The 19,823-nt window shown below is 59.9% G+C and carries 21 protein-coding genes and 1 pseudogene; 13 read left to right on the forward strand and 9 right to left on the reverse strand.

Going from position 1 to position 19,823, the window contains the following annotated elements:
• Window positions 1–48: 48 nt before the first annotated feature.
• On the reverse strand, window positions 49–603 hold the full coding sequence (locus F0169_RS21905) for a DcrB/PsbP domain-containing protein (protein WP_152747598.1): 555 nt from the start codon (window positions 601–603) through the stop codon (window positions 49–51).
• 72 nt (window positions 604–675) lie between these two features.
• The gene (locus tag F0169_RS21910; RefSeq protein ID WP_152747599.1) at window positions 676–2,484 is read right to left on the reverse strand and encodes a monovalent cation:proton antiporter-2 (CPA2) family protein; all 1,809 of its coding nucleotides are present in this window, start codon (window positions 2,482–2,484) and stop codon (window positions 676–678) included.
• A gap of 289 nt (window positions 2,485–2,773) precedes the next feature.
• On the opposite strand from F0169_RS21910, the gene F0169_RS21915 reads away from it, so the two are divergent.
• The 5 genes from F0169_RS21915 to F0169_RS21935 all read left to right on the forward strand — a co-directional run bounded on the left by F0169_RS21915 (window position 2,774) and on the right by F0169_RS21935 (window position 6,708).
• Window positions 2,774–3,139, forward strand: coding sequence for a type II toxin-antitoxin system RelE/ParE family toxin (locus F0169_RS21915; protein ID WP_152747619.1), 366 nt, complete (start codon window positions 2,774–2,776; stop codon window positions 3,137–3,139).
• The gene (locus F0169_RS21920; protein WP_058413963.1) at window positions 3,132–3,437 is read left to right on the forward strand and encodes a helix-turn-helix domain-containing protein; all 306 of its coding nucleotides are present in this window, start codon (window positions 3,132–3,134) and stop codon (window positions 3,435–3,437) included. Before F0169_RS21915 ends, F0169_RS21920 begins: the two co-directional genes overlap by 8 nt.
• 19 nt (window positions 3,438–3,456) lie before the next feature.
• Complete coding sequence (locus F0169_RS21925; protein ID WP_241679157.1) at window positions 3,457–3,654, forward strand: helix-turn-helix domain-containing protein; 198 nt, start codon at window positions 3,457–3,459, stop codon at window positions 3,652–3,654.
• 139 nt (window positions 3,655–3,793) lie between these two features.
• The gene (locus tag F0169_RS21930; RefSeq protein WP_152747600.1) at window positions 3,794–5,347 is read left to right on the forward strand and encodes a DUF726 domain-containing protein; all 1,554 of its coding nucleotides are present in this window, start codon (window positions 3,794–3,796) and stop codon (window positions 5,345–5,347) included.
• A 41-nt stretch (window positions 5,348–5,388) separates the two neighbouring features.
• Window positions 5,389–6,708 carry an Nramp family divalent metal transporter gene (locus F0169_RS21935; RefSeq protein ID WP_172979514.1) on the forward strand — a complete coding sequence of 440 codons (1,320 nt, stop codon included), beginning with the start codon at window positions 5,389–5,391 and terminating at the stop codon, window positions 6,706–6,708.
• Window positions 6,709–6,878: 170 nt separating this feature from the next.
• Here F0169_RS21935 and F0169_RS21940 read toward each other — a convergent pair.
• A pseudogene (locus F0169_RS21940) lies at window positions 6,879–7,117 on the reverse strand (type II toxin-antitoxin system Phd/YefM family antitoxin).
• 143 nt (window positions 7,118–7,260) lie between these two features.
• Window positions 7,261–8,193, reverse strand: coding sequence for a LysR family transcriptional regulator (locus F0169_RS21945; RefSeq protein WP_152747602.1), 933 nt, complete (start codon window positions 8,191–8,193; stop codon window positions 7,261–7,263).
• Between the two features lie 117 nt (window positions 8,194–8,310).
• On the opposite strand from F0169_RS21945, the gene F0169_RS21950 reads away from it, so the two are divergent.
• The 3 genes from F0169_RS21950 (at window position 8,311) to F0169_RS21960 (ending at window position 9,518) form a co-directional block, all read left to right on the forward strand.
• Window positions 8,311–8,799: a DMT family transporter gene (locus tag F0169_RS21950; RefSeq protein WP_152747603.1), complete on the forward strand. Its 489-nt coding sequence runs from the start codon at window positions 8,311–8,313 to the stop codon at window positions 8,797–8,799.
• A gap of 4 nt (window positions 8,800–8,803) precedes the next feature.
• Window positions 8,804–9,259: a DMT family transporter gene (locus F0169_RS21955; protein ID WP_058413954.1), complete on the forward strand. Its 456-nt coding sequence runs from the start codon at window positions 8,804–8,806 to the stop codon at window positions 9,257–9,259.
• A gap of 88 nt (window positions 9,260–9,347) precedes the next feature.
• Window positions 9,348–9,518, forward strand: coding sequence for a metallothionein (locus tag F0169_RS21960; RefSeq protein ID WP_082649060.1), 171 nt, complete (start codon window positions 9,348–9,350; stop codon window positions 9,516–9,518).
• Between the two features lie 52 nt (window positions 9,519–9,570).
• Here the strand turns inward: F0169_RS21960 and F0169_RS21965 are convergent, their stop codons facing one another.
• The 3 genes from F0169_RS21965 to F0169_RS21975 all read right to left on the reverse strand — a co-directional run bounded on the left by F0169_RS21965 (window position 9,571) and on the right by F0169_RS21975 (window position 12,676).
• Window positions 9,571–10,596, reverse strand: a complete 1,026-nt coding sequence (locus F0169_RS21965) for a purine-nucleoside phosphorylase (protein WP_152747604.1) — start codon at window positions 10,594–10,596, stop codon at window positions 9,571–9,573.
• 14 nt (window positions 10,597–10,610) lie between these two features.
• Entirely contained in the window at window positions 10,611–11,582 is a 972-nt protein-coding gene (locus tag F0169_RS21970; protein ID WP_152747605.1) for a nucleoside-specific channel-forming protein Tsx, read from the reverse strand.
• 155 nt (window positions 11,583–11,737) lie between these two features.
• On the reverse strand, window positions 11,738–12,676 hold the full coding sequence (locus tag F0169_RS21975) for an AraC family transcriptional regulator (RefSeq protein ID WP_152747606.1): 939 nt from the start codon (window positions 12,674–12,676) through the stop codon (window positions 11,738–11,740).
• Between the two features lie 275 nt (window positions 12,677–12,951).
• Here F0169_RS21975 and F0169_RS21980 point away from each other — a divergent pair, with 275 nt between their 5' ends.
• Both F0169_RS21980 and F0169_RS21985 read left to right on the forward strand, forming a co-directional pair.
• Window positions 12,952–14,211, forward strand: a complete 1,260-nt coding sequence (locus F0169_RS21980) for an ABC transporter substrate-binding protein (protein ID WP_425274313.1) — start codon at window positions 12,952–12,954, stop codon at window positions 14,209–14,211.
• An 18-nt stretch (window positions 14,212–14,229) separates the two neighbouring features.
• Window positions 14,230–15,003, forward strand: coding sequence for an L-iditol 2-dehydrogenase (locus F0169_RS21985; protein ID WP_058413950.1), 774 nt, complete (start codon window positions 14,230–14,232; stop codon window positions 15,001–15,003).
• Between the two features lie 176 nt (window positions 15,004–15,179).
• On the opposite strand, the gene F0169_RS21990 is transcribed toward F0169_RS21985, so the two are convergent.
• On the reverse strand, window positions 15,180–15,872 hold the full coding sequence (locus F0169_RS21990; RefSeq protein ID WP_152747608.1) for an NUDIX hydrolase: 693 nt from the start codon (window positions 15,870–15,872) through the stop codon (window positions 15,180–15,182).
• A gap of 146 nt (window positions 15,873–16,018) precedes the next feature.
• Here F0169_RS21990 and F0169_RS21995 point away from each other — a divergent pair, with 146 nt between their 5' ends.
• The 3 genes from F0169_RS21995 to nadE are packed head-to-tail and all read left to right on the forward strand — an operon-like array spanning window position 16,019 to window position 18,706.
• Window positions 16,019–16,666, forward strand: a complete 648-nt coding sequence (locus F0169_RS21995; RefSeq protein ID WP_152747609.1) for a nicotinamidase — start codon at window positions 16,019–16,021, stop codon at window positions 16,664–16,666.
• 11 nt (window positions 16,667–16,677) lie between these two features.
• Window positions 16,678–17,895 (forward strand): nicotinate phosphoribosyltransferase, encoded by a 1,218-nt coding sequence (pncB, locus tag F0169_RS22000; protein WP_152747610.1) that lies wholly within the window; start codon window positions 16,678–16,680, stop codon window positions 17,893–17,895.
• 1 nt (window position 17,896) lies between these two features.
• Window positions 17,897–18,706 carry an ammonia-dependent NAD(+) synthetase gene (nadE, locus tag F0169_RS22005; RefSeq protein ID WP_152747611.1) on the forward strand — a complete coding sequence of 270 codons (810 nt, stop codon included), beginning with the start codon at window positions 17,897–17,899 and terminating at the stop codon, window positions 18,704–18,706.
• Between the two features lie 73 nt (window positions 18,707–18,779).
• Here the strand turns inward: nadE and F0169_RS22010 are convergent, their stop codons facing one another.
• Complete coding sequence (locus F0169_RS22010) at window positions 18,780–19,811, reverse strand: ABC transporter substrate-binding protein (RefSeq protein ID WP_152747612.1); 1,032 nt, start codon at window positions 19,809–19,811, stop codon at window positions 18,780–18,782.
• Between the last annotated feature and the right edge of the window lie 12 nt (window positions 19,812–19,823).

Here is a 19,823-nt window from a genome sequence, read left to right on the forward strand (position 1 = left end):
AGCAAGCCCGCTCCCACAGTATTTGATCTGGTTGTTGTGCCGGTTTACTTACTTGGCGCCGGTAATCTGCTTCACCAACTCGGCGTGGCCCTTTACATCATCCGCCCGCGAAATCGCCTGAATCACCAGCAAGTGGTTGCCCGAGCCGCCCAGAAAGGTGGAGTTCAAGGTCTTGCCGCCACCTTGGGTGGCCGTGCTGTCCACTTGGCGCAATCCAAGGCCTCTGACGGTCAGTTTTTTCTCGTTCTGCTTCTTGAAGTCAGGCAGTGCGGCGCTTTGGTCTTTGACGAAATCGGCCACGGCGCCATCGAGGAACTGCGGGTCATTGTCCTTGATCGGCGCCGCGTCCTTGCGCACGGTTTCGGCGACGATCACCACACTTTTAGTGGTCGAGTTGGCGTAAAGGGTGCCCTGAGTGTCGGCGGTGCCATCCTCAACCTTGCCGCTTGGCAACGTGTCGGCGGTGTAAGCCTTAGGCAAGTTGAAGGTGAATTTGCCGCCCAGCGTCGAGATGGTCTGTTCGGTGGGCTTGGTGGCTGCAAACACGCTGCCAGCGGTGAGCGCGAGGGCCAGCAGGGCGACGGTTTTAGTGAAAGTGGCCATGAAACGCTCCAGTGATGAACGAAATTGCACGGTATTTTGTCAGAAAATTCTCAATAACGTTCATACATAGCCTCAAACCTTGTCGGACTCTTCCTCTAGCCGGTCCATCTCAAACAGCCGCGCCAGTTCCGTACGGGCTTCCTGGGCGGACTGCATCACCTTGGCGGCGTCGTCGTATACCGCGTGTTGCGCGGCGAGTAACTGCAAGTCGTGGTTTTTGAAGCGGCTGATACGCGCATCGGCCTGCGCCTGGCTCAAACCCAGCCCGACCAGGGTGCGCCGGCTCATTTCCAGGCTTGAATAAAAGGTCTCACGCACCGGTGACGCGTCCAGGTCCACCAGGCGGTGCACGTGCTGGCGGTTACGCGCGCGTGCGATGATTTTCATGTGCGGGTAGAGGTTGCGGACGAGTTCGGCGGTCTTGATGTTGATCTCCGGATCGTCCATCGCGATCACGAAAAATTCTGCCTGGTCGACCTTGGCCGCGTGCAGGATTTCCGGGCGTTGCGGGTCGCCATAGAACACCGGCATACCGCCGAAACTGCGCGTCAGTTCGATGGTTTCTACCGAGGTATCGAGGGCAATAAACGAGATGTTTTGCGCGCGCAGAATACGCGCCACAATCTGGCCCATTCGGCCCATGCCGGCAATCACCACGCGTGGCGCATCACCTTCGATGGCACGGTATTCCTCCGGCACGTTGACGGGTTTGACCTTGGGCTTGAACAATCTCGGGCACACCAGCAGCAGCAACGGTGTCACCGCCATCGACAGCGTGATGGTGAGCACCAGCACGTCGTAGAGGTGCGGTTCGAACAGGCCTTGATCGCGGCCGATCTTGAACACCACAAACGCGAACTCACCACCCGCGGCCAGCACCACGCCCAAGCGCAACGCGCTTTCGCGGTTGAGGTCACCCGCCAGCCGACCCACGGCGTACAGGATCGGCAGCTTCAAGCCGATCAACAGCAGGGTCAGGCCGATCACCACCAGCGGCGAGCTGAGCAGCAGGCTGAGGTTGGCGCCCATGCCTACGCTGATAAAAAACAGCCCGAGCAACAGCCCCTTGAACGGCTCGATCTGCGATTCCAGCTCGTGACGGTATTCCGAGTCCGCCAGCAGCAACCCGGCGAGGAACGCGCCGAGGGCCATCGACACGCCCACCAGTTCCATCAGCCAGGCGGTGCCGATCACCACCAGCAGTGCGGTGGCGGTGGACACTTCGCGCAGGCCGGTTTTGGCGACAATGCGAAACACCGGGCGCAGCAAGTAGCGACCGCCGAGGATCACCACGGCGATGCTGCCGAGAATTTGCAGCACGTGTTGCAGGCCTTGGGCCTCGGTGGTCGGGTGATCGCTGCCGGCCAGCAGTGGCACCATCGCGATAAGCGGGATCGCCGCGATGTCCTGAAACAGCAAAATCGCAAAGGCCAGGCGCCCGTGCGGCTGGTTGAGTTCCTTGCGCTCGGCCAGGCTTTGCAGGCCAAAAGCCGTGGAGGACAACGCCAGGCCGAGGCCCAGCACAATGGCGCTGTTCCAGGATTGGCCAAACAGCCACAGCGCCACCACGCCCATCACCACGCCCGTGAGCAACACTTGGGCCAGGCCGACGCCGAACACCGACTTGCGCATCACCCATAAACGCTTGGGCGACAGCTCCAGGCCGATAATAAACAGCAGCAGCACCACGCCCAGTTCCGAGAACTGCGCCACGCTTTGCGGGTTACCCACCAAGCCCAACACCGACGGGCCGATGATCACGCCGGCGAACAAATAGCCCAGCACCGCACCCAGTTGCAGGCGCTTGGCCAAGGGCACGGTCAGCACGGCGGCGAGCAGGAACACCACGGCTGCTTGTAACAGGTTGCCTTCATGGGGCATTGCGAACTCCAGAATCTTTATTGCCAATCAACAGGCGGGTATTAGAGCGCTTTTTTACATCCGGAAACTTGTATTTTTGTCGCGACAGTCGCTGACCGTCGACTGTCACCCCACGCGCAAACAGTGCTTGCGCAACGTATCGGCCTGGCTCTGGATGCGACGAGATGCCTGTTCTGCACGCAGCCAGAACAATGTGCAAACACTTTACGGTGGAGTGCGGCTGGCTGGATGGCTTTATGTGAACCAGAGTTATGCCCTTGAGTTTATATTCCTTAGGTGGCATATTCGCATGATATGGGACGTTGAATACACGGATGAATTCGCAGATTGGTGGGGTTGCCTGGATGCAAGGGAGCAATCCTCGGTATCTGCCAGCGTTGATCTGCTCGGGCTTTTTGGACCGGGCCTGCGCTTTCCCCACAGCAGCGATATCAAGGGGGCTCGGCATGGCAACCTGCGAGAACTGCGTATACAGCGCGCGGGGCGCCCTTATCGAGTGCTCTATGCATTTGATCCCAAGCGCTGCGCGGTATTGCTGATTGGCGGCAATAAAACTGCACAAGACCGATGGTATGAAGAGTACGTTCCGGTAGCTGAAAAGCTGTATGACGTACATTTGGACACATTGCGTAAGGAGAGCCTTAAACATGGCTAAAAAATTTGCTGAACTTCAAGCTCGCATGGCGCCTGAGGCTCGGGCGGAGGCAGAGCAGCTGTTTCACCAGCACCTCAAGGAAATGCCGCTGCATGAGCTGCGCAAGGCACAACAGTTGAGCCAGGAGACTCTCGCCAAGGCATTGAAGATCAACCAGGCGGCCGTGTCGAAAATGGAACGCCGTACCGACATGTACATCAGCACGCTGCGTGACTACATCCGTGCGATGGGTGGCGAGCTGGAAATCATCGCGACGTTTCCAGACGGGCAGGTCAAGATCGACAACTTCGCTCACTGATGCCTATTGGCCGACCCACATGAACCAGCTCCTCGCTATGCGCACCTTCGTGCGTGTGGTCGATACCGGTTCATTCAGCCGTGCGTCCGATCAGTTGGCGCTGCCGCGCTCCACCGTCAGCAAGTTGGTCACGGACCTGGAAAAGCACCTTGGCATCAAGCTGATGCGCCGCACCACTCGCGCGCTGGCGCCGACGCCTGAAGGGCTGGAGTATTAGCGCCATGCCCGGCGCCTGGTGGATGAGCTGGATGAGCTGGACGAGGTGGACAGCGCCGCGCACGCCGGTCAGGATTCACCTCACTTGCGCTCACGCTTTGTTACTATCGCCGTCCATCGTCACCAGGAGTCACCGGCCCATGCAACACCAGTGGGATGAAATGCACCGCACCCGCAAGCCCACGTTTGTGATGTGTGGCGAGCCTCAGGGCGATGTGCTCAATCTCTATGTTCACGGTTACTCGGCATTCTTCAACCGCCAGCAACTGGGCAACTTCAAGCAACAACTGGCGAGCATCGAAGGCTCGACCAACCTGATGCTGTTCTGGCCGGCGGGGCATTTTCTGGAAAACCTCTTCGCGCCGTTCAAGGATGTGATCACCTCAATGCTCGGCGGCGGTGGTTTGGGTGCCGCAACTGTGGGCGTGGGCAAGGCGATTGCGTATTTTCTCGACCACTACAAAAGTGTCGAGGCGCGTGTTGATGAAGTGGCCAAGACCTTGTTGCCGGAATTGGCCAGCTACCTGCACGCTGAATCGCTGGAGGTGCGGCGCATCAACCTGATCGGTCATTCCCTCGGCGCACGCATTCTGGTCAAGAGTGTGCTGGCCAGCCCCGAAGTCGCCCGCGAACTGCCATTGAATAACGTGTTGCTGATGGGCGGGGCTATTTGCACGTCCAGCCCGTGGGAGGCGGTGTCGGCGCCGCTCAAGGGGCGCGTGATCAATTGCTACTCAAGCAAGGACTGGGCGCTGGCGATGAAGCCGGACACCGAACGCTGCATTGGCCGTTATGCGATTGCGCTCACGCCTGCGCTCAAGGCCAAAGTGACCAATGTGCACTTGGCTACTTTCGACCATGCCGCGTACTGGCCGCAGTTGAAAACCGTGGTGCAATACACCGACCTGTTGCAGGAGCGGCGCGGCATCATCCGCGCCGATCAGCGCAGCCGCGAGGTACGCTTCGCCGAAGAGGACGCGGAACTGTTCCCGGTACTGCTGCAAGCGCGCCCGGACGAGCTTAAATTCCTCGCCGAATTAATCGCGCAAAAGCGCAGCGCCTCGATTGATGCCGCCGTACGCGAGCCGTTGAAGCTGGCCATCGCATTGCAGCGCATGGGCGGTGACAGCTTTATGAACCTTTCTCGTGGCCACGGCGTGAGTTATCGCCAGATCGCCGAAGCGGTGGCGCAGCGCCTTGGGATCAAGTTCAAAGCGCCGCTGGAAAGCGTGTCGCTGGCGGATATTGAGGCTCAGGTGGCGGAAAAGCTGATCACGCAGTACAAGGACAAACTCAGTCATGCCGATCGGCAGGCCTTCGATGCTGAACTCAAGGCCGCCGCGCAAAAAGAGCAGGGCTTGTTCAAGCGTTTCGATGTTGGCCGCTCGGCGACTACTGCACTGAGCGGCACGGCGTTGGCGGGGTTGACCGGGTTTATGCTACGGCGCGGCGCCGCCACGGCGATTCCGGTGGTGGGTCAGGCGCTGGCGGCCGCTATGTTGCTGGTCAGCGGTGTTCGGGCGTTTTCCGGCCCGGCCTATTCCATCACCACCCTGGCAGTATTGGTGGTGGGCGTGGTTCGCCAGCGCATGGAACGCGAGGCGCTGAACCAGGAGATGGACCTGGTGGTGCAAGTCGTCGAAGCGTTTGACTTACCGCGTGAGACGGTGATGCGCACCGTCGCGTCCGACTGATAAGCTGCGCGTCTGACTCGTACGTTTGCTTGGGATACCGCGTGAAATTCAGCCTGCCGAAAATCGCTACCGCCCCGTTCTGCCCGCCGGAAGTGGCTGGCTCCGTCATCGTCGACCCCAAGGCTTCGTTTTTTAAACGCGCACTGATGTTCGCCGGCCCCGGCCTGCTGATCTCTATCGGCTACATGGACCCCGGCAACTGGGCCACGGCCATTGAAGCGGGTTCACGTTACGGCTACAGCCTGTTGTTCGTGGTGTTATTGGCCAGCCTGGCCGGGATGGCGGTGCAGTGCCTGTGCTCACGGCTGGGTATCGCCACCGGCAAGGACCTGGCGCAACTGTGCCGCGAACGCTACAGCAAACGCTCGGCACGCACGCAATGGGCGCTGGCCGAAATCTCGATCATTGCCACCGACCTTGCCGAAGTGCTCGGCTGCGCCTTGGCGTTTCACCTGCTGCTCGGCGTGTCGCTGACTACCGGGATAGTGATTACAGCGTTCGACACACTATTGATCCTGGCCCTGCAAAACCGCGGTTTTCGCCGCCTTGAGGCAATCATGCTGGCGCTGGTGGCAACCATCGGCGTGTGTTTTTTTATCGAACTGGTGCTGATCAAACCTTACTGGCCGGACGTATTCAGTGGCTTCACCCCGTCATTGTCGGCCATCAGCGATGCGGCGCCGTTGTATCTGGCCATCGGCATCCTGGGCGCTACGGTGATGCCGCATAACCTCTACCTGCACAGCTCGATCGTGCAGACCCGGCTGATCGGCAAAGACCTCGCCAGTAAACAGGACGCGGTCAAGCTGGCGCGTATCGACACCATCGGTTCACTGGCCTTGGCGTTACTGGTCAACGCCGCCATCCTGGTGCTGGCTGCCGCAGCTTTCTACAAGACCGGCCACACCGATGTGGTCGAGATTCAAGACGCTTACCATCTGCTCGACCCACTGGTGGGCGGTGCGTTCGCCAGCATCCTGTTCGGCGTGGCCTTGCTGGCCTCGGGGCAAAGTTCGACCTTTACGGGCACGATTGCCGGGCAAGTGATCATGGAGGGTTACCTCAACCTGCGTATTCCCTGCTGGCAGCGACGCTTGATCACCCGTGGGCTGGCGCTGATCCCGGCGTTTCTCGGGGTGTGGCTGATGGGCGACGATGCCATCGGCAAGTTGCTGATTTTGAGCCAAGTGGTGCTTAGCCTGCAGTTACCGTTTGCGCTGTACCCGCTGATCCGCATGACCGACGACAAGCAATTGATGGGGCCGTTTGTTAACCGCCTACCGACACGTGTGTTGGCGTGGTTTCTGTTTGTGGTAATCAGTGGCGCGAATGCGTGGTTGATCGGGCAGTGGTTGTTTTGATTGGAGGGCAATGGGTTCGGCGCCAGCCTGCACAAGCATCGCCAAAGACGAGTATTGAGCAACCTGCGCATCGCGCCGTCAGCAGTTTCATCGGTTCGCTGATCGCTGTCGCAATCGTAAATCTCTGCAGCATTTTCAATCAGCTTTCGGGCTAGCCGGAGAGCTTGGGGTCATCGCTGAGCGCCCTGAATCGCGTCCAACAGGTCGTCGGGCAACGAAGCATCAACGTCGTCGGGCACGACCAGCTTGCCTTTCATGGCGCCAATTCGATGGCCTTTGGGCTTTCCTGCCGGCACAAGCTGCGCAATCGCACGCCCATGCTTGGCGATGGTGATCACCTTGCCGGCGGCGGCCTCATCGACAAGTTTTGACAGGTTATTTTTTCTTCGCCCAACGGTAAGGTAATCATCTGGTGATCCCCATAAAAGAATAGGCTCAAGCCTGCATACCGAGTGCTGTACTTGGGAATAGTGGCGCGAAAACTCAGAACGGACCTACATTTCTTGCTAGGAATTTTCTTCGCGCCAGCGCTGTTTGAGTGATCGAAATTGCTCAGCGATCCCAATACGGCACCGTCCCAAAACACGCCACAAAATAATCAATCACCGTGCGCACCTTCAGCGACAAACGTCGGCTGCCGGGCCACAGCGCGGCTATTTGCTGGGGTTCGAGCGTGGTCGCCACTTCATACTCGGTGAGCACTGCCTGCAACGTACCTGCACGCAGGCCTTCACCAATCAGCCATGAAGGAAACACCACCAACCCCAAGCCTTGCTCTGCCGCGTGGGTCAAGGTGTCGGCGTGGTTGCCGGTGATCGGGCCTTTGACGCTGTAGGGCGTCCAGTCGCCCTGATCGCGGCGAAAGAACCAGCGTTGCTGGCCGGTAATGCCTTTGTAGGCCAGGCACTGGTGGTTGATCAGTTCACCTGGGTGTTGCGGCGTGCCATGGCGTGCCAGGTAAGCGGGGCTGGCGGCAATGCGAAAGCGCTGGGGCGCAAAGATACGTGCCTGCATGCCGGAGTCGTTAAGCACGCCAATGCGAAACAGCAGGTCGGTGCCATCTTGCAGCGGGTCGACGTAGGTATCGGTTTGTTGAATGTCCAGTTGCAGCTTCGGGTAGCGCCGACACAGCTCGCCCAGCCATGGCGAAAGGTGACGCTGACCGAACACCATTGGCGCATTGATGCGTACCAGGCCGCTGGGCTCGCTTTCTTGTTCCTGCAGGGCTTGGCCGGCGGTTTCCAGTTGTTCCAGCATCAACCGCGCGTGATGGCCGAGCAGGCGCCCGGCCTCGGTCGGGCTGACCGCACGGGTGTGCCGGTACAGCAACTGTTGGCCGAGCGCCTGTTCCATCAACTGTATTTGTCGGGAAATGGAGGAGGGCGCCAAGCCTTCACGGCGCGCCACTTCGGAGAAGCTGCCGTGGTCGAGCACGGCGACAAACAGGCGCATCGCCTTGAAACTCAACTCATTCAAGCCCTGCATCATGCCTCCAGGCTGTGCGTATCGCGCAAAGGTGTTATCCATATGCTCCCATTTATCGCACAGGACGGCCACCGGATAATGCGCGCCATGTTTTCTTTCTTGAAACGCAGGTGATGTATGCAGGCAAGTTCTATTGAGGGTGTGGCGCAGGCTACGTCGAAAAAAAATGCACTGCGGTTGCTGTTGCTGCCATTGGTGATTCTGGCGGGCATGGGCTTGTCGGTGGAGGCGGGTTTGCTCGGGCCACTGGGCGTGCAGGTCGGGCATTTGTGGGCGACCTTGAGCATCTTTGGTGTGGGCACGGCGATCCTGTTTTTGTTGATGCTGTTCAGCGGCCCGCAGCAAGGCCCCGCGTTGACTGAGCTGCCACGCTGGCAGTTGATCGGCGGGTTTCTGGGGCCGATGTATGTGGTGGTGCTGACCCTGGCCACGCCGCATATCGGTATCGCCATGACCATGATCGCGATTTTGTCGGGCCAGGTCGGCAAAAGTGTGCTGATCGACCATTTCGGTTGGTTCGGCACTTCGCGCAAGCGGGTCAATGGCGAGCGCTGGATTGCCTTGGCATTAATTGTGGCGGCACTTGTTTTGATTGCACGAGGGTAAGGCGATGAATCTGATTTTGTTATTGGTACTGGTGATCGCCGCAGGTGCGGTGTTGAGTATGCAGGCGGCTATCAACGGGCGCTTGGGCCAGTCGGTGGGTGTGTTGCGAAGCAGCTTGTTGACCTTTGCGGTGGGCGCGATCACCACAGCACTGTTGATTTTCTTCTTTGAGCCCGCTCAGGCTATCAGCCTGCTCGATGTGCCGAAATGGCAACTGACCGGTGCGTTGTTCGGCGTGGTGTACATGATGGTGATGGTTGGCGCGGTGCCCATCGTCGGCACGGCTGTTGCGACGGTGGCGGTGATCGTCGGGCAACTGGGCATGGGCATGCTGATCGATAACTTCGGTTGGCTGGGCAACCCGGCGATAGAGCTGTCGGGCAGTCGCATCGTGGCGATGCTGTGCCTGGCGCTGGCGCTGGTGTTTATGTACCGCAGCAATACGCGTCAGGCCGATTAACCGGAATGAACCTTGGCGCCTTGCCCATAGTCATTGCTTTAGGTGCAGCGCTCGCCGCACCTGGACGACCATCAAAAGGAGTCTGATCATGCCAGATACAACCTGTGCCTGCCCCCACTGCAAATGCGTGCTGGGCGTTGACGCGGTAATCAAAGACGGTAAAGGCTATTGCTGCCAGGGCTGCGCCGAGCATCATGCGCACGGTGAGCCGTGTGCGGCTGCGACGGGCTGTGAGTGCGCCAAGTCGGCCCACGGTTAAAGGTGTGGATGTGGGAGCCGGTCTCGCTGGCCTCCCACACTTTTGCGTTTTATCAGTCTTGCGGAACGCCTCTCTCCCAGGCGGACCAGTTCTTCAGGATCGCCTGCACCAGTGGGTTGCCTGTGCGATAGAGGTTTTCCAGCGCCGGTACAAACCCGCCTTGGTCGGCGTACTTCAGCAAGTTGTCGACTTCGCTGTAGCCGGGGTACGGGCGGTCGAAATCAGAGCCGGCGCGCACCACGGCCAGGCGCTGGATGTCCACCAGGCCTTCGCGGCTGGCGCGCAGCAAGGCTTCATAGGTGGAGTTGTCTTCTTGCTGCGTCGTGCAGTACTCGCCTTTGTTGTCGGTGAGTAATTGGGTCCAGACTTCGGCGCGCTCGCTCAGGCGTGTGCCGGAGAACCAGGTATTGCCGGCCAAGGTGTCGCAACGGGTGACTTGCGGCGGTTGATTCGCCGGTGCCGCCGGGTAGTGTTTGCGCCAGGCGCTGGATTCCTTGCTTTCCGTCAGCTCAACCTTTTGCGACAAGGCAAACGCCTTGGCTTGCAGCATGGGGTTTAGCTCAAACACTTCGGTCTTATAGTCCAACGGTGGTTTTTCGTTGGGGCCTTTGGTGTTGATGCCGATGTAACCAGTCGGCCAATCTTTGGGCACATCCCGCGAATCAAGCTCCCATTGGGTGCCGAATTCCACCAGGTAATGCGCCCAGGCGGCGGTGCCGATGGTGCCGTGCTTGGGGTTGATGCCGGCGATGCCGGCGATCAGAAAGTAGCTCTGGCGCAGGTCGAATTTGGGCGACAGCGCCAAGGCCAGCGTCGAGGCGGCGGCGTTGGTCTGGCCCATGCCGGTGACGAGCAGGCAAACGTCTTGGGTGTTGCAGCGGATGGCCGGGTAATCAGCCGAGAGGCCGGGTACGCGCACTTCTTGCTTGAGTTCCAGGCGGTCAATCCAGGTTTGCGCCTCGGGGGCAAACATGGTGATCAGCATCACTTTGGGCTTGATCGGCGCGGTGTCAGCCAACACCACGTGGGGCAGCAGGGCCAGGCCAACGGCCAGCGAGAGACGGGTAAACGCTTTCATCTAATACTCCTTGATCAGAATTGGTAGCCGACGCCGGCGTAGTAGCCCCAGCCATCGGAGCGGGCGCGGAAGTTACCCTCGCCGAAATTCAACTCACTGCCATCATCCCAGTTGCCGCCGTTGTGAAAGTAACGGCCCACCAGGGTAAAACGCAGGTGCGTGAACGAGTACAACAGCACGTTGGTGGCCACCAGCGAGTTGGCGGTGCGCGCAACATTGTCTTTGTGCAGGTCCGAGCCAAAATCGTAGTTGGTGAAGCCGATATAGGTCAGCGACGCGCCGTTGTCGAAGCTGCTGATGGGCACGATGTACTTCATTTGCGCGCGGTAGCCATCCCACGAGTATTCATTGCTCGCGCCATAGTTTTCCCACTGGTAGCGCCCGTAAAAGTTGGCCGACAGGTTAACGCGCGAGTGGGTGTCAATATCGGTGCCGAGGCCGCTGTACAGGGTGTTGGCACGGTTGGACGTATTACTGCCGTGGTCGTAGATCCAGTCAAACGCTACGTACCATTCCTTGAACGGGCCGATCGCCAGGCTGCGTCCTGCGAGGTAGTCGATGGAGATGCGCGGCTCGTGTTCCATAAACAGCGGCGAGCCATGGTCCCACGCGCCTTTGTCATTACTGTTACCGATGCCGAGAATCTTCGGCACGTCTACATAGCCGTACAACTCGAACGGCCCTTTGCGGCCGAAGTACTCGTATTCCAGGTACACGTCATCGGACGGCTTGGGGCTGAAGCTGATGTCTTTGCTGCCGATCAGCGTCAGGTCCTGGTTGAACCAGTCTGACAGGTACGCGCCTTTTTTCGCCGGGCTGGCTTCGGCAGGCTTGGTTTCAGGGCTAAGGGTTTCGCCCTGTGCTGAGTCATTGACGGGTGCCTCCTGCGCCAAAATGGGTGCGCTGAGTACTCCCGTAACGGCAGCCAGCAGCAGGGAAACGCCAAAGGAAGTAGCCGACGCAGGGCTCCTGGAGGTGGGGTGCATTAAAAATCCCTATTCGTACGCGGTTTGAACCCGATTACTCGGGCAAAGAAGAACTCGGCTGCCAAGTTCGTTCCGCAAACGTTTGCACAGGCTGTACCAACTTTGCTCAATCGCTTGAATGAAATGAAAAAAAGGTGAATTAGTCGACCTTTTGATCAGAAATGACTGGGTGTCAATTTATCGAGGCGGTTGAACAACTGCATCGCGGTTTCGCGGCGATACTCACTCGGCGTCTGGTTCGTTTCGATGCGAAAGTGCCGGTTGAAGTTGGACAGGTTGGCGTAGCCCACTTCAAAGCAAATGTCGGCTACCGACATCTCGCTTTGCAGCAACAGCCGGCACGCGCGCTGCACGCGGAACTTGCGCATCAGGTCGATAAAACCGTGGCCGGTGTTGCGCTTGAAGAAGCGTGAGAAGCCCGGTTCGCTCATCTCCAGTTGCTGCGCGATCACTGACAGGCGCACATCGCCGGTCAGCTCCGTCATCAGGTAATCGAACGCTTTGTTGATGCGCTCTGCGCTGCGCGCATCCAGCGTCGGGGCATAGCAGGGGCTGGCCAGCGCCTGAACCTGATGCGCGGGGGCGGTGTTCAAGCGGTCGAGCAATTGCAGGAACAGGATCAGCCGTTGCAGGCCGTGGGCCTTGCCGATGTGTTCCATCAACCGCGCGGCCTGCAGCGCCGTGTCGCCGCTGAATTGCAAGCCGCGCCGGGCCTGTTCGAACAACGGCTGCAAGTCGCCGAGTTCCGGCAGGATTTTGCGCAAGGCGAGGAGGGCGGCGCCGTCGAATTGCAGCACCACATCGCGCCCGCTCAGGTGTTCGCCGGGAGCCAGCTCGCCGATCCAGTCATGCGGCAGGTCTGGGCCGATCAGCGCAACGTGCCCGGCACTGAACGCGCCAATATAGTCGCCCGCCACCAATTTGCCGCTGCCTTGGCGGATCAGGTGAATTTCGAATTCGGGGTGGTGGTTCCAGCGCGCCAGGTCGTAAGGGTAGTCGTGTTCGAACCAGCGGAAGCAGTGGTCCGGTTCGGGCAGGATGACTTCGAGTTCGGCAGGCCGGTGTTCGAACAGTTTGGCGCGACTGATGGGCATGCTGATGCCTCTTTTATTGTTGGATGACGCCAAAATACGCGCCTTGCCACGCTGAGTGCTACCCCCCGATTCGACCGGCACTGATACTTTTTTGATCCGTGCGCCCCGGTTAAAAAAGTACCAGCCATGCATTCGTCATTCGTTTGTGAGGGCATCGGCAAGCTGCTGTAATCGGCGCTCAACAACAAAAACAACAGGTGGAAACCGCCATGCTCCTGACCTGCAAAGCCAAGTTCCCGCAAGCGCTGTTCCTGCTCTCTGGCCTGGCGCTGGGCATGCCCAGCTACGCTGCCGACACCGTGACCATCGCCACGGTCAACAACAGCGACATGATCCGTATGCAGCGCCTGTCCAACGTGTTCGAAGCGCAGCACCCGGGCATCAAGCTCAACTGGGTGGTGCTCGAAGAAAACGTACTGCGCCAGCGCCTCACCACCGACATTGCGACCGAGGGCGGGCAGTTCGATGTGCTGACCATCGGCACCTACGAAACCCCGCTGTGGGGTGCCAAACATTGGCTGGAGCCGCTGACGCAACTGCCGGCTGACTACGACGCCGATGATATTTTCCCTTCTGTGCGCCAGGGCCTGTCGGTCAACGGCACCCTGTACGCACTGCCGTTCTATGGTGAAAGCACTGTCACCTACTACCGCACCGACCTGTTTAAACAAGCCGGCCTTAGCATGCCGGCGCACCCCACCTGGAGCCAACTCGGTGAATTCGCCGCCAAGCTCACCGCAAAGGACAAAGACCAATATGGCCTGTGCCTGCGTGGCAAAGCCGGTTGGGGCGAGAACATCGCGCTGCTCAGCACCATGGCCAATGCCTTTGGCGCGCGGTGGTTCGACGAGCAGTGGAAGCCGCAATTGACCAGCCCCGAGTGGACGGCGGCCGCCAACTTCTACGTCAACACGCTGAAGCAATATGGCCCACCGGGCGCGTCCAGCAACGGCTTCAACGAAACCCTGGCGCTGTTCAACAGCGGCAAATGCGCGATCTGGGTCGATGCCAGCGTCGCCGGTTCTTTCACCACCGACAAAAGCCAGAGCAAAGTCGCAGACAGCGTAGAGTTCGCCGCGGCACCCACCGAAGTCACCGACAAAGGTTCTTCCTGGTTGTACGCCTGGTCCCTGGCGATCCCGGCCACCTCCAAGCATAAGGACGCCGCCAAGGCGTTCATCACGTGGGCAACGTCCAAGGACTACATTCAGTTGGTGACCGATAAAGAAGGCATCACCAACGTACCGCCAGGCACGCGCCAGTCGACCTACAGCGAAGCGTATTTGAAAGCCGCGCCGTTTGCTCAAGTGACGTTGCAGATGATGAAGCACGCCGACCCCGCGCACCCATCGGCCCAGCCCGTGCCATATGTGGGCATCCAGTACGTGACGATCCCTGAGTTCCAGGCCATCGGTACTTCGGTTGGCAAGCTGTTCTCGGCGGCGCTTACCGGCGGCATGACGGTTGAACAGGCGTTGCTCGCCGCCCAGTCCACCACCGAGCGCGAGATGAAACGCGCCGGTTACCCGAAGTGATTTTTACAGGACACCGCCATGAAACGACTCGAAGGTAAAAGTGCACTGATCACCGGATCGGCGCGGGGTATCGGCCGTGCGTTTGCTCAAGCCTATATTGCTGAAGGCGCGACGGTTGCCATCGCCGATATTGACCGGCAACGCGCTGAGGCCACCGCAGCCGAGCTTGGCCCTCAGGCCTACGCGGTGGCGATGGACGTCACCGACCAAGCCTCCATCGACGCGGCGATTGCTGCCGTGGTGGCGCAGGCCGGCAAGCTGGATATTTTGATCAACAATGCGGCACTGTTCGACTTGGCGCCCATCGTCGACATCACCCGCGACAGCTATGCGCGGCTGTTCTCGATCAACGTCGCGGGCACGCTGTTCACGCTGCAAGCGGCTGCCCGGCAGATGATTAGCCAGGGGCACGGTGGCAAAATCATCAACATGGCCAGCCAGGCCGGGCGTCGGGGCGAGGCGTTGGTGGCGGTGTATTGCGCGACCAAGGCGGCGGTGATCAGCCTTACGCAGTCGGCGGGGCTGAACTTGATCAAGCAAGGCATCAACGTTAATGCCATCGCGCCGGGTGTGGTCGATGGCGAGCATTGGGACGGCGTGGATGCGCTGTTCGCCAAGCATGAAGGTTTGGCGCCTGGCGAGAAGAAGCAGCGGGTGGGCGCTGAGGTGCCGTTCGGGCGCATGGGCACGGCGCAGGACCTGACCGGCATGGCGGTGTTCCTGGCCTCGAAGGAGGCCGATTATGTGGTGGCGCAGACCTACAACGTCGATGGCGGTAATTGGATGAACTAAGGCCAGGTCAGTTGAGGCGGCGCTTCTCAGATCAAGATCAAAAGCGTAAAAGCGCTTTCTGTGGGAGCGGGCTTGCTCGCGATGCAGGCACCTCGGACCAGCAGGTACACCGCGTTGACTGCATCGCGAGCAAGCCCGCTCCCACATTTGAATTCTCATGAGGTTTGATCAAAACGTTAGTCGGCAAAACTGCGGTCAAAAAAATACACCGCGCCAGGCTTCAGGTTCTCCACCGTTGCCTGTGGCCGGCCGCCTTCGCCATGCTTCTTGCGCCCCGTCTCACGCAAATACCCCGCCTCAGTCAGCTTCAACAAACGCTGGCGAATACTGGTCTTCAACACCGGCCGCGCCAGCACCAGCGAAAAAATCGTGGTGGCTTGCGGCGCACTGAATTCATCGCCCAGAAACATCAACGGCAAACTGCTGTACAGCGACTTGGAAAACAGCCGTTCCTGCACCGCCGCCACGATCAGGTTGTGGTCGAACGGCAGCTTGATACTGCCGTCCGCCACCGCGTTCAGCGCAGACCATTGCTGATGCTCAGCCAAGCTGACCTCCGCGGCGACGATCGCCAGGTAGTAAGTCGACGACGACCAGCAACGCGGGTCACGAAACGCGTCGCCCACCGTGCCGACTTGCTCGCACCAGGCCAGCTCAAAGCCCACCTTGTCACTGGCGCGTAAACGCTCCACCGCATCCTTGAGGCTCAGATCTTGCACGCCGCCGTTCACGACCACGCCGGGTAACGCCCAGTGCCCGGCGAAGGGCTCGGCTTCGCGTTTGTTCAGCAGCAGCATCAACTCCCCGCGGGTGCGGCAATAAAACAATACGCACAGGTCGACAGTGTGCAGGTAGGCGCTAAGTGGCATGGGAGGTCCTTATGAACAGTGGCGGGGTACAGTCTAACGGATCGAACAGGTATGTCATGTACTTGCACCAACACCCATAACCAAATGTTTCTTGCAATGAAAGTACATGACGTGTACTTTTGTTTTCAGGCCACAGGAGAACCGTCATGACCCTCGCAAAAACTGCCATCGCCTCATTCGACGTCGACGCCCAGAAGAGCTTCACGCCGCTGTGCCCCGACGAGTTACCGGTGGCCGGTGGTGACCAGATAGGCGCAGAGCTCAACTTCATGGCCAGCCTTGCCGGCCATCGCGTGGGCAGCAAAGACGCCCACACCCCGCACGCGTCGTGGGTGGTCGCGCAGCACAGCGAGATGCTGCAACCCACAGGCCTGGCGCACGCCGATGTCACTTGGGTCAGCCACTGCGTGCCGGGCACCGAGGGTTTTACGTTGTTGGACGAATTGCCCAGCCCTTATGACTACGACTACTTCATCTGGAAAGGCGTCGAGCCCGACTTTCACCCCTACGGCGCCTGCTACCACGACCTGCACGACAAGCTGTCGACGGGCGTCATCGAGTATTTGAACGCCCAAGGCGTCAGCCGCGTGATCGTTGGCGGCCTGGCGCTCGACTACTGCGTCAAGACCACCGCGTTGCAACTGCTCAAGGCTGGTTTTGACGTGGTGCTGCACGTGCCGGCGTGCCGCGGTATCACCGAGGAGGGCGGCGTGCAGGCGGTGAATCAATTGCTCAAGGCCGGTGCCGTGATCAGCCGCACCCGCGAAGAACTGGCCGCGATGGCCACGCGCTAAGGAGAAACACGATGGAAAGTGCATACGACTACGAATCCCCGGTGATCCAGGGTTTGCTCGACACCGACTACTACACCTTCACCATGATGCAGGCGGTGTTGCACCAGCACCCGAACGTCGATGTGGAATACAACTTCATCGTGCGCTCCAAGGAAAAGCTCGGCCACCTGATTCCACAACTGCGCGATGAGCTGGAAAAACTCGCCGGGTTGCACATGCGCGAAGGCGAGTTGCGCTTTCTGTTCAACCCGCGTTTTCGCGAATACCTGACCCCGGATTACGAGCGCTTCCTTGGCCTGTTCCGCTTCAACCTGCGCTACATCCAGGTGAGCGAGGTCGACGGCCAACTGAACATCCGCGTGGTTGGCCCGATGCTGCACTGCATCATGTTTGAGCAACCGGTATTGGCGCTGGTCAGCGAGTTGCGCAACCGCGACAAATACCCCGACGTCAGCCTGGAAGATGTCACCCGCAAGCTCTACCAGAAGTTCGACTGGCTGGAGAAAAACCTCAGCCGCGACGAACTCGCCGATCTGCGCGTCTCTGATTTTTCGACGCGCCGACGCCTGTCATTCAAGGCCCAGCGCGAAGTGGTGGACATCATGCGCCGCGACTTCCCCGGCCAATTCGTCGGCACCAGCAACGCGCACCTGGCGTATGAGTTCGACCTGCCGCTGATCGGCACCATGGCCCACCAATGGATGATGGTGCACCAGCAACTCGGGCGCCTGCGCGAAAGCCAGAACGCCGCCCTGGAAAACTGGGTGCGTGAATACCGTGGGCGCCTCGGGGTTGCGCTGACCGACTGCATCAGCACCGACTTTTTCCTCAAGGACTTTGACCTGTACTTCGCCAAATTGTATGACGGCCTGCGCCAGGACTCCGGCGACCCCATCGTCTGGGCCGATAAAGTGCTGGCGCGTTACGCAGCACTGGGTATCGACCCGATGACCAAGGACCTGATGTTTTCCGACGGCCTGAACTTCGAGAAATGCTTGCCGATCTTGCGTCACGTGCGCGGCAAGGCCAAGTTCGGGTTTGGCATGGGCACCAGTTTGGCCTGTGATGTAGCGGGCGTAGAGCCGTTGAGCATCGTGATGAAACTGGTGCGGGTGCATGGCGAACCGGTGGTTAAGTTTTCCGATGACCCGATCAAGAACGTCTGCGAAGACCCGTCGTTTTTGCAGTATGCGGCCAAGGTATTCAATGTCGGCAGTCTGGAGGTGTGACATGCAAGAGCGTATTGCGCGGGAACTGAATATCGACCGGCAACTGGTCAAGGGCGCTGAAGCCAACGAAATCCAGCGGCGCATCGACTTTATCAAGGCCACCTTGCGCAGCGCAGGCAGCAAGGCGCTGGTGCTGGGCATCAGCGGCGGAGTGGACTCACTCACGGCGGGCCGCCTGTGCCAGCTTGCCGTCGAGCAACTGCGCGCCGATGGCTATGCCGCGCGTTTTATCGCCATGCGCCTGCCCTATAAAACCCAAGCCGATGAGCGTGACGCGCAAGCCTCACTGGCGTTCATCAAACCGGACCACATCGACACCTTGAATATCGCCGCCAGCGTCGATGGCCTGATGGCCAGCCTCACCGCTACCGCCGCCAGCGCCGCGCAGGTCGACTTCATCAAAGGCAACGTCAAGGCGCGCAGCCGGATGATCGCGCAATACGCCGTGGCCAACCTGCACAATGGCCTGGTGGTCGGCACCGACCACGGCGCCGAAGCGTTGATGGGCTTCTTCACCAAATTCGGCGACGGCGCCTGTGACCTGGCACCGCTGTCGGGCCTGACTAAAACCCAAGTGCGCTTGCTCGCCATAGCCCTCGGCGCACCGGCAAACCTGGTGCACAAGCAGCCCACCGCAGACCTTGAAGAACTGGCGCCGGGCAAGGCCGATGAACAGGCGTATGGCTGCACCTATGCAGAGATCGACGCCTACTTGATGGGTGAGCCGGTGAGCGAGCGGGTGAGGCAGATTGTGCAGGCCGCGTACAGCAAGACCGCACACAAACGCGCGCTGCCAATTACCCCGGCCTGATCGTGATGATGATCGTTCCCATGCTCCGCGTGGGAATGCACCCCGTGACGTTCTGCGTCACCCCGTGCAGCACTCAACGCTCAATCGACCGGCTCCACCGCGCATTCCACTCTGGCCGCGCCTGGTTGACCTGGTCCCAATCAATCGAAATCGCCGTTTGCAGGTAACCCTGCATCGCCTCTACCCGCGCGCGGGTTTTGTCGGTGGTCGGCGTGGTCGGGTTCGAGGGTATCTGGTCACCTTCTTCCAGCGCCGGCGCTTGAGCTTCGGCGGTCAGCAGGAACGCCGCCAGTTTTTGCGCCAGTTCCGGCTGGTCATTACGCGCAATCACGCATTCGGCGACGTTCAGCACCACCGCGCCTTCCTTGGGCTGCGCATATTCCATGGGCACGCCCAAGAGTTTTTGCGTGGCGACCTGCGTGGGCGTCAGCGGGAAGAGGGCGGCTTCGTCGGTTTGCACCATCTCGGAGATTTTTGCCGAGCTGGCGATGTATTCCAGCACATTCGGCCCGACGGTTTTTGGCCAGGCCTTGAAGCCCGGTTCCACATTGGTTTCGGAACCGCCCTGAATACGGTTGAACATTAAAAAACCGTGCAGGCCGAAGGTCGAGGAGGCCAGGGACTGGAACACTACCTTGTCCTTGAAGCGCGGGTCGGCCAGGTCCATCCACGAGGTCGGTGCGGCCCAGCCGTTTTCCTTGAACATCTTGGCGTTGTAGCCCAGGCCGGTAACGCCGAGGGTTACCGCCACGGCCTGGTCCTTGATTCTGGCCTTGGCCGGGATTTGCTCCAGCGTCGGGCCTGGCGCCAGGGTGTCGCACAGGCCCATCGAGATGGCGCGGTACATGATGCCGTCGTCAAGGAACATCACGTGCAGTTGCGGGTTGTCTTTGTTGGCCTGGACCTTGGCGAGGATGTCCGACGAGGTGCCGGGCACGATCACCACTTTGACGTTATTGGCTTTCTCGAACGCGGGCAGCACCTTGTCGGCGTACACCCGTTCCATGGTGCCGCCGTTCATGCCCAAGTACAGCGTCGGCGCAGCATGGGCGGTGGCCGCGAGCAGCGCGAGGGGCAAGCAGGACAGCGCGATACGTGTGTTCATGGAGGTTTTTCC

It is taken from the genome of Pseudomonas kitaguniensis (genome assembly GCF_009296165.1).
Taxonomy (GTDB): Bacteria; Pseudomonadota; Gammaproteobacteria; order Pseudomonadales; family Pseudomonadaceae; genus Aquipseudomonas; species Aquipseudomonas kitaguniensis.

Bases quoted from the DNA above. Each gene is read 5' to 3' on its own strand.
- F0169_RS21980 (WP_425274313.1), top strand. From the start codon at position 12,952: ATGCCCAGCTACGCTGCCGACACCGTGACCATCGCCACGGTCAACAAC.
- F0169_RS21970 (WP_152747605.1), bottom strand. From the start codon at position 11,582: ATGCACCCCACCTCCAGGAGCCCTGCGTCGGCTACTTCCTTTGGCGTT.
- F0169_RS21990 (WP_152747608.1), bottom strand. From the start codon at position 15,872: ATGCCACTTAGCGCCTACCTGCACACTGTCGACCTGTGCGTATTGTTT.
- F0169_RS21985 (WP_058413950.1), top strand. From the start codon at position 14,230: ATGAAACGACTCGAAGGTAAAAGTGCACTGATCACCGGATCGGCGCGG.
- F0169_RS21925 (WP_241679157.1), top strand. From the start codon at position 3,457: ATGAACCAGCTCCTCGCTATGCGCACCTTCGTGCGTGTGGTCGATACC.
- F0169_RS21920 (WP_058413963.1), top strand. From the start codon at position 3,132: ATGGCTAAAAAATTTGCTGAACTTCAAGCTCGCATGGCGCCTGAGGCT.
- F0169_RS21915 (WP_152747619.1), top strand. From the start codon at position 2,774: ATGATATGGGACGTTGAATACACGGATGAATTCGCAGATTGGTGGGGT.
- F0169_RS21960 (WP_082649060.1), top strand. From the start codon at position 9,348: ATGCCAGATACAACCTGTGCCTGCCCCCACTGCAAATGCGTGCTGGGC.
- nadE (WP_152747611.1), top strand. From the start codon at position 17,897: ATGCAAGAGCGTATTGCGCGGGAACTGAATATCGACCGGCAACTGGTC.
- F0169_RS21910 (WP_152747599.1), bottom strand. From the start codon at position 2,484: ATGCCCCATGAAGGCAACCTGTTACAAGCAGCCGTGGTGTTCCTGCTC.
- F0169_RS21905 (WP_152747598.1), bottom strand. From the start codon at position 603: ATGGCCACTTTCACTAAAACCGTCGCCCTGCTGGCCCTCGCGCTCACC.
- F0169_RS22010 (WP_152747612.1), bottom strand. From the start codon at position 19,811: ATGAACACACGTATCGCGCTGTCCTGCTTGCCCCTCGCGCTGCTCGCG.
- pncB (WP_152747610.1), top strand. From the start codon at position 16,678: ATGGAAAGTGCATACGACTACGAATCCCCGGTGATCCAGGGTTTGCTC.
- F0169_RS21955 (WP_058413954.1), top strand. From the start codon at position 8,804: ATGAATCTGATTTTGTTATTGGTACTGGTGATCGCCGCAGGTGCGGTG.
- F0169_RS21950 (WP_152747603.1), top strand. From the start codon at position 8,311: ATGCAGGCAAGTTCTATTGAGGGTGTGGCGCAGGCTACGTCGAAAAAA.
- F0169_RS21975 (WP_152747606.1), bottom strand. From the start codon at position 12,676: ATGCCCATCAGTCGCGCCAAACTGTTCGAACACCGGCCTGCCGAACTC.
- F0169_RS21930 (WP_152747600.1), top strand. From the start codon at position 3,794: ATGCAACACCAGTGGGATGAAATGCACCGCACCCGCAAGCCCACGTTT.
- F0169_RS21945 (WP_152747602.1), bottom strand. From the start codon at position 8,193: ATGCAGGGCTTGAATGAGTTGAGTTTCAAGGCGATGCGCCTGTTTGTC.
- F0169_RS21965 (WP_152747604.1), bottom strand. From the start codon at position 10,596: ATGAAAGCGTTTACCCGTCTCTCGCTGGCCGTTGGCCTGGCCCTGCTG.
- F0169_RS21995 (WP_152747609.1), top strand. From the start codon at position 16,019: ATGACCCTCGCAAAAACTGCCATCGCCTCATTCGACGTCGACGCCCAG.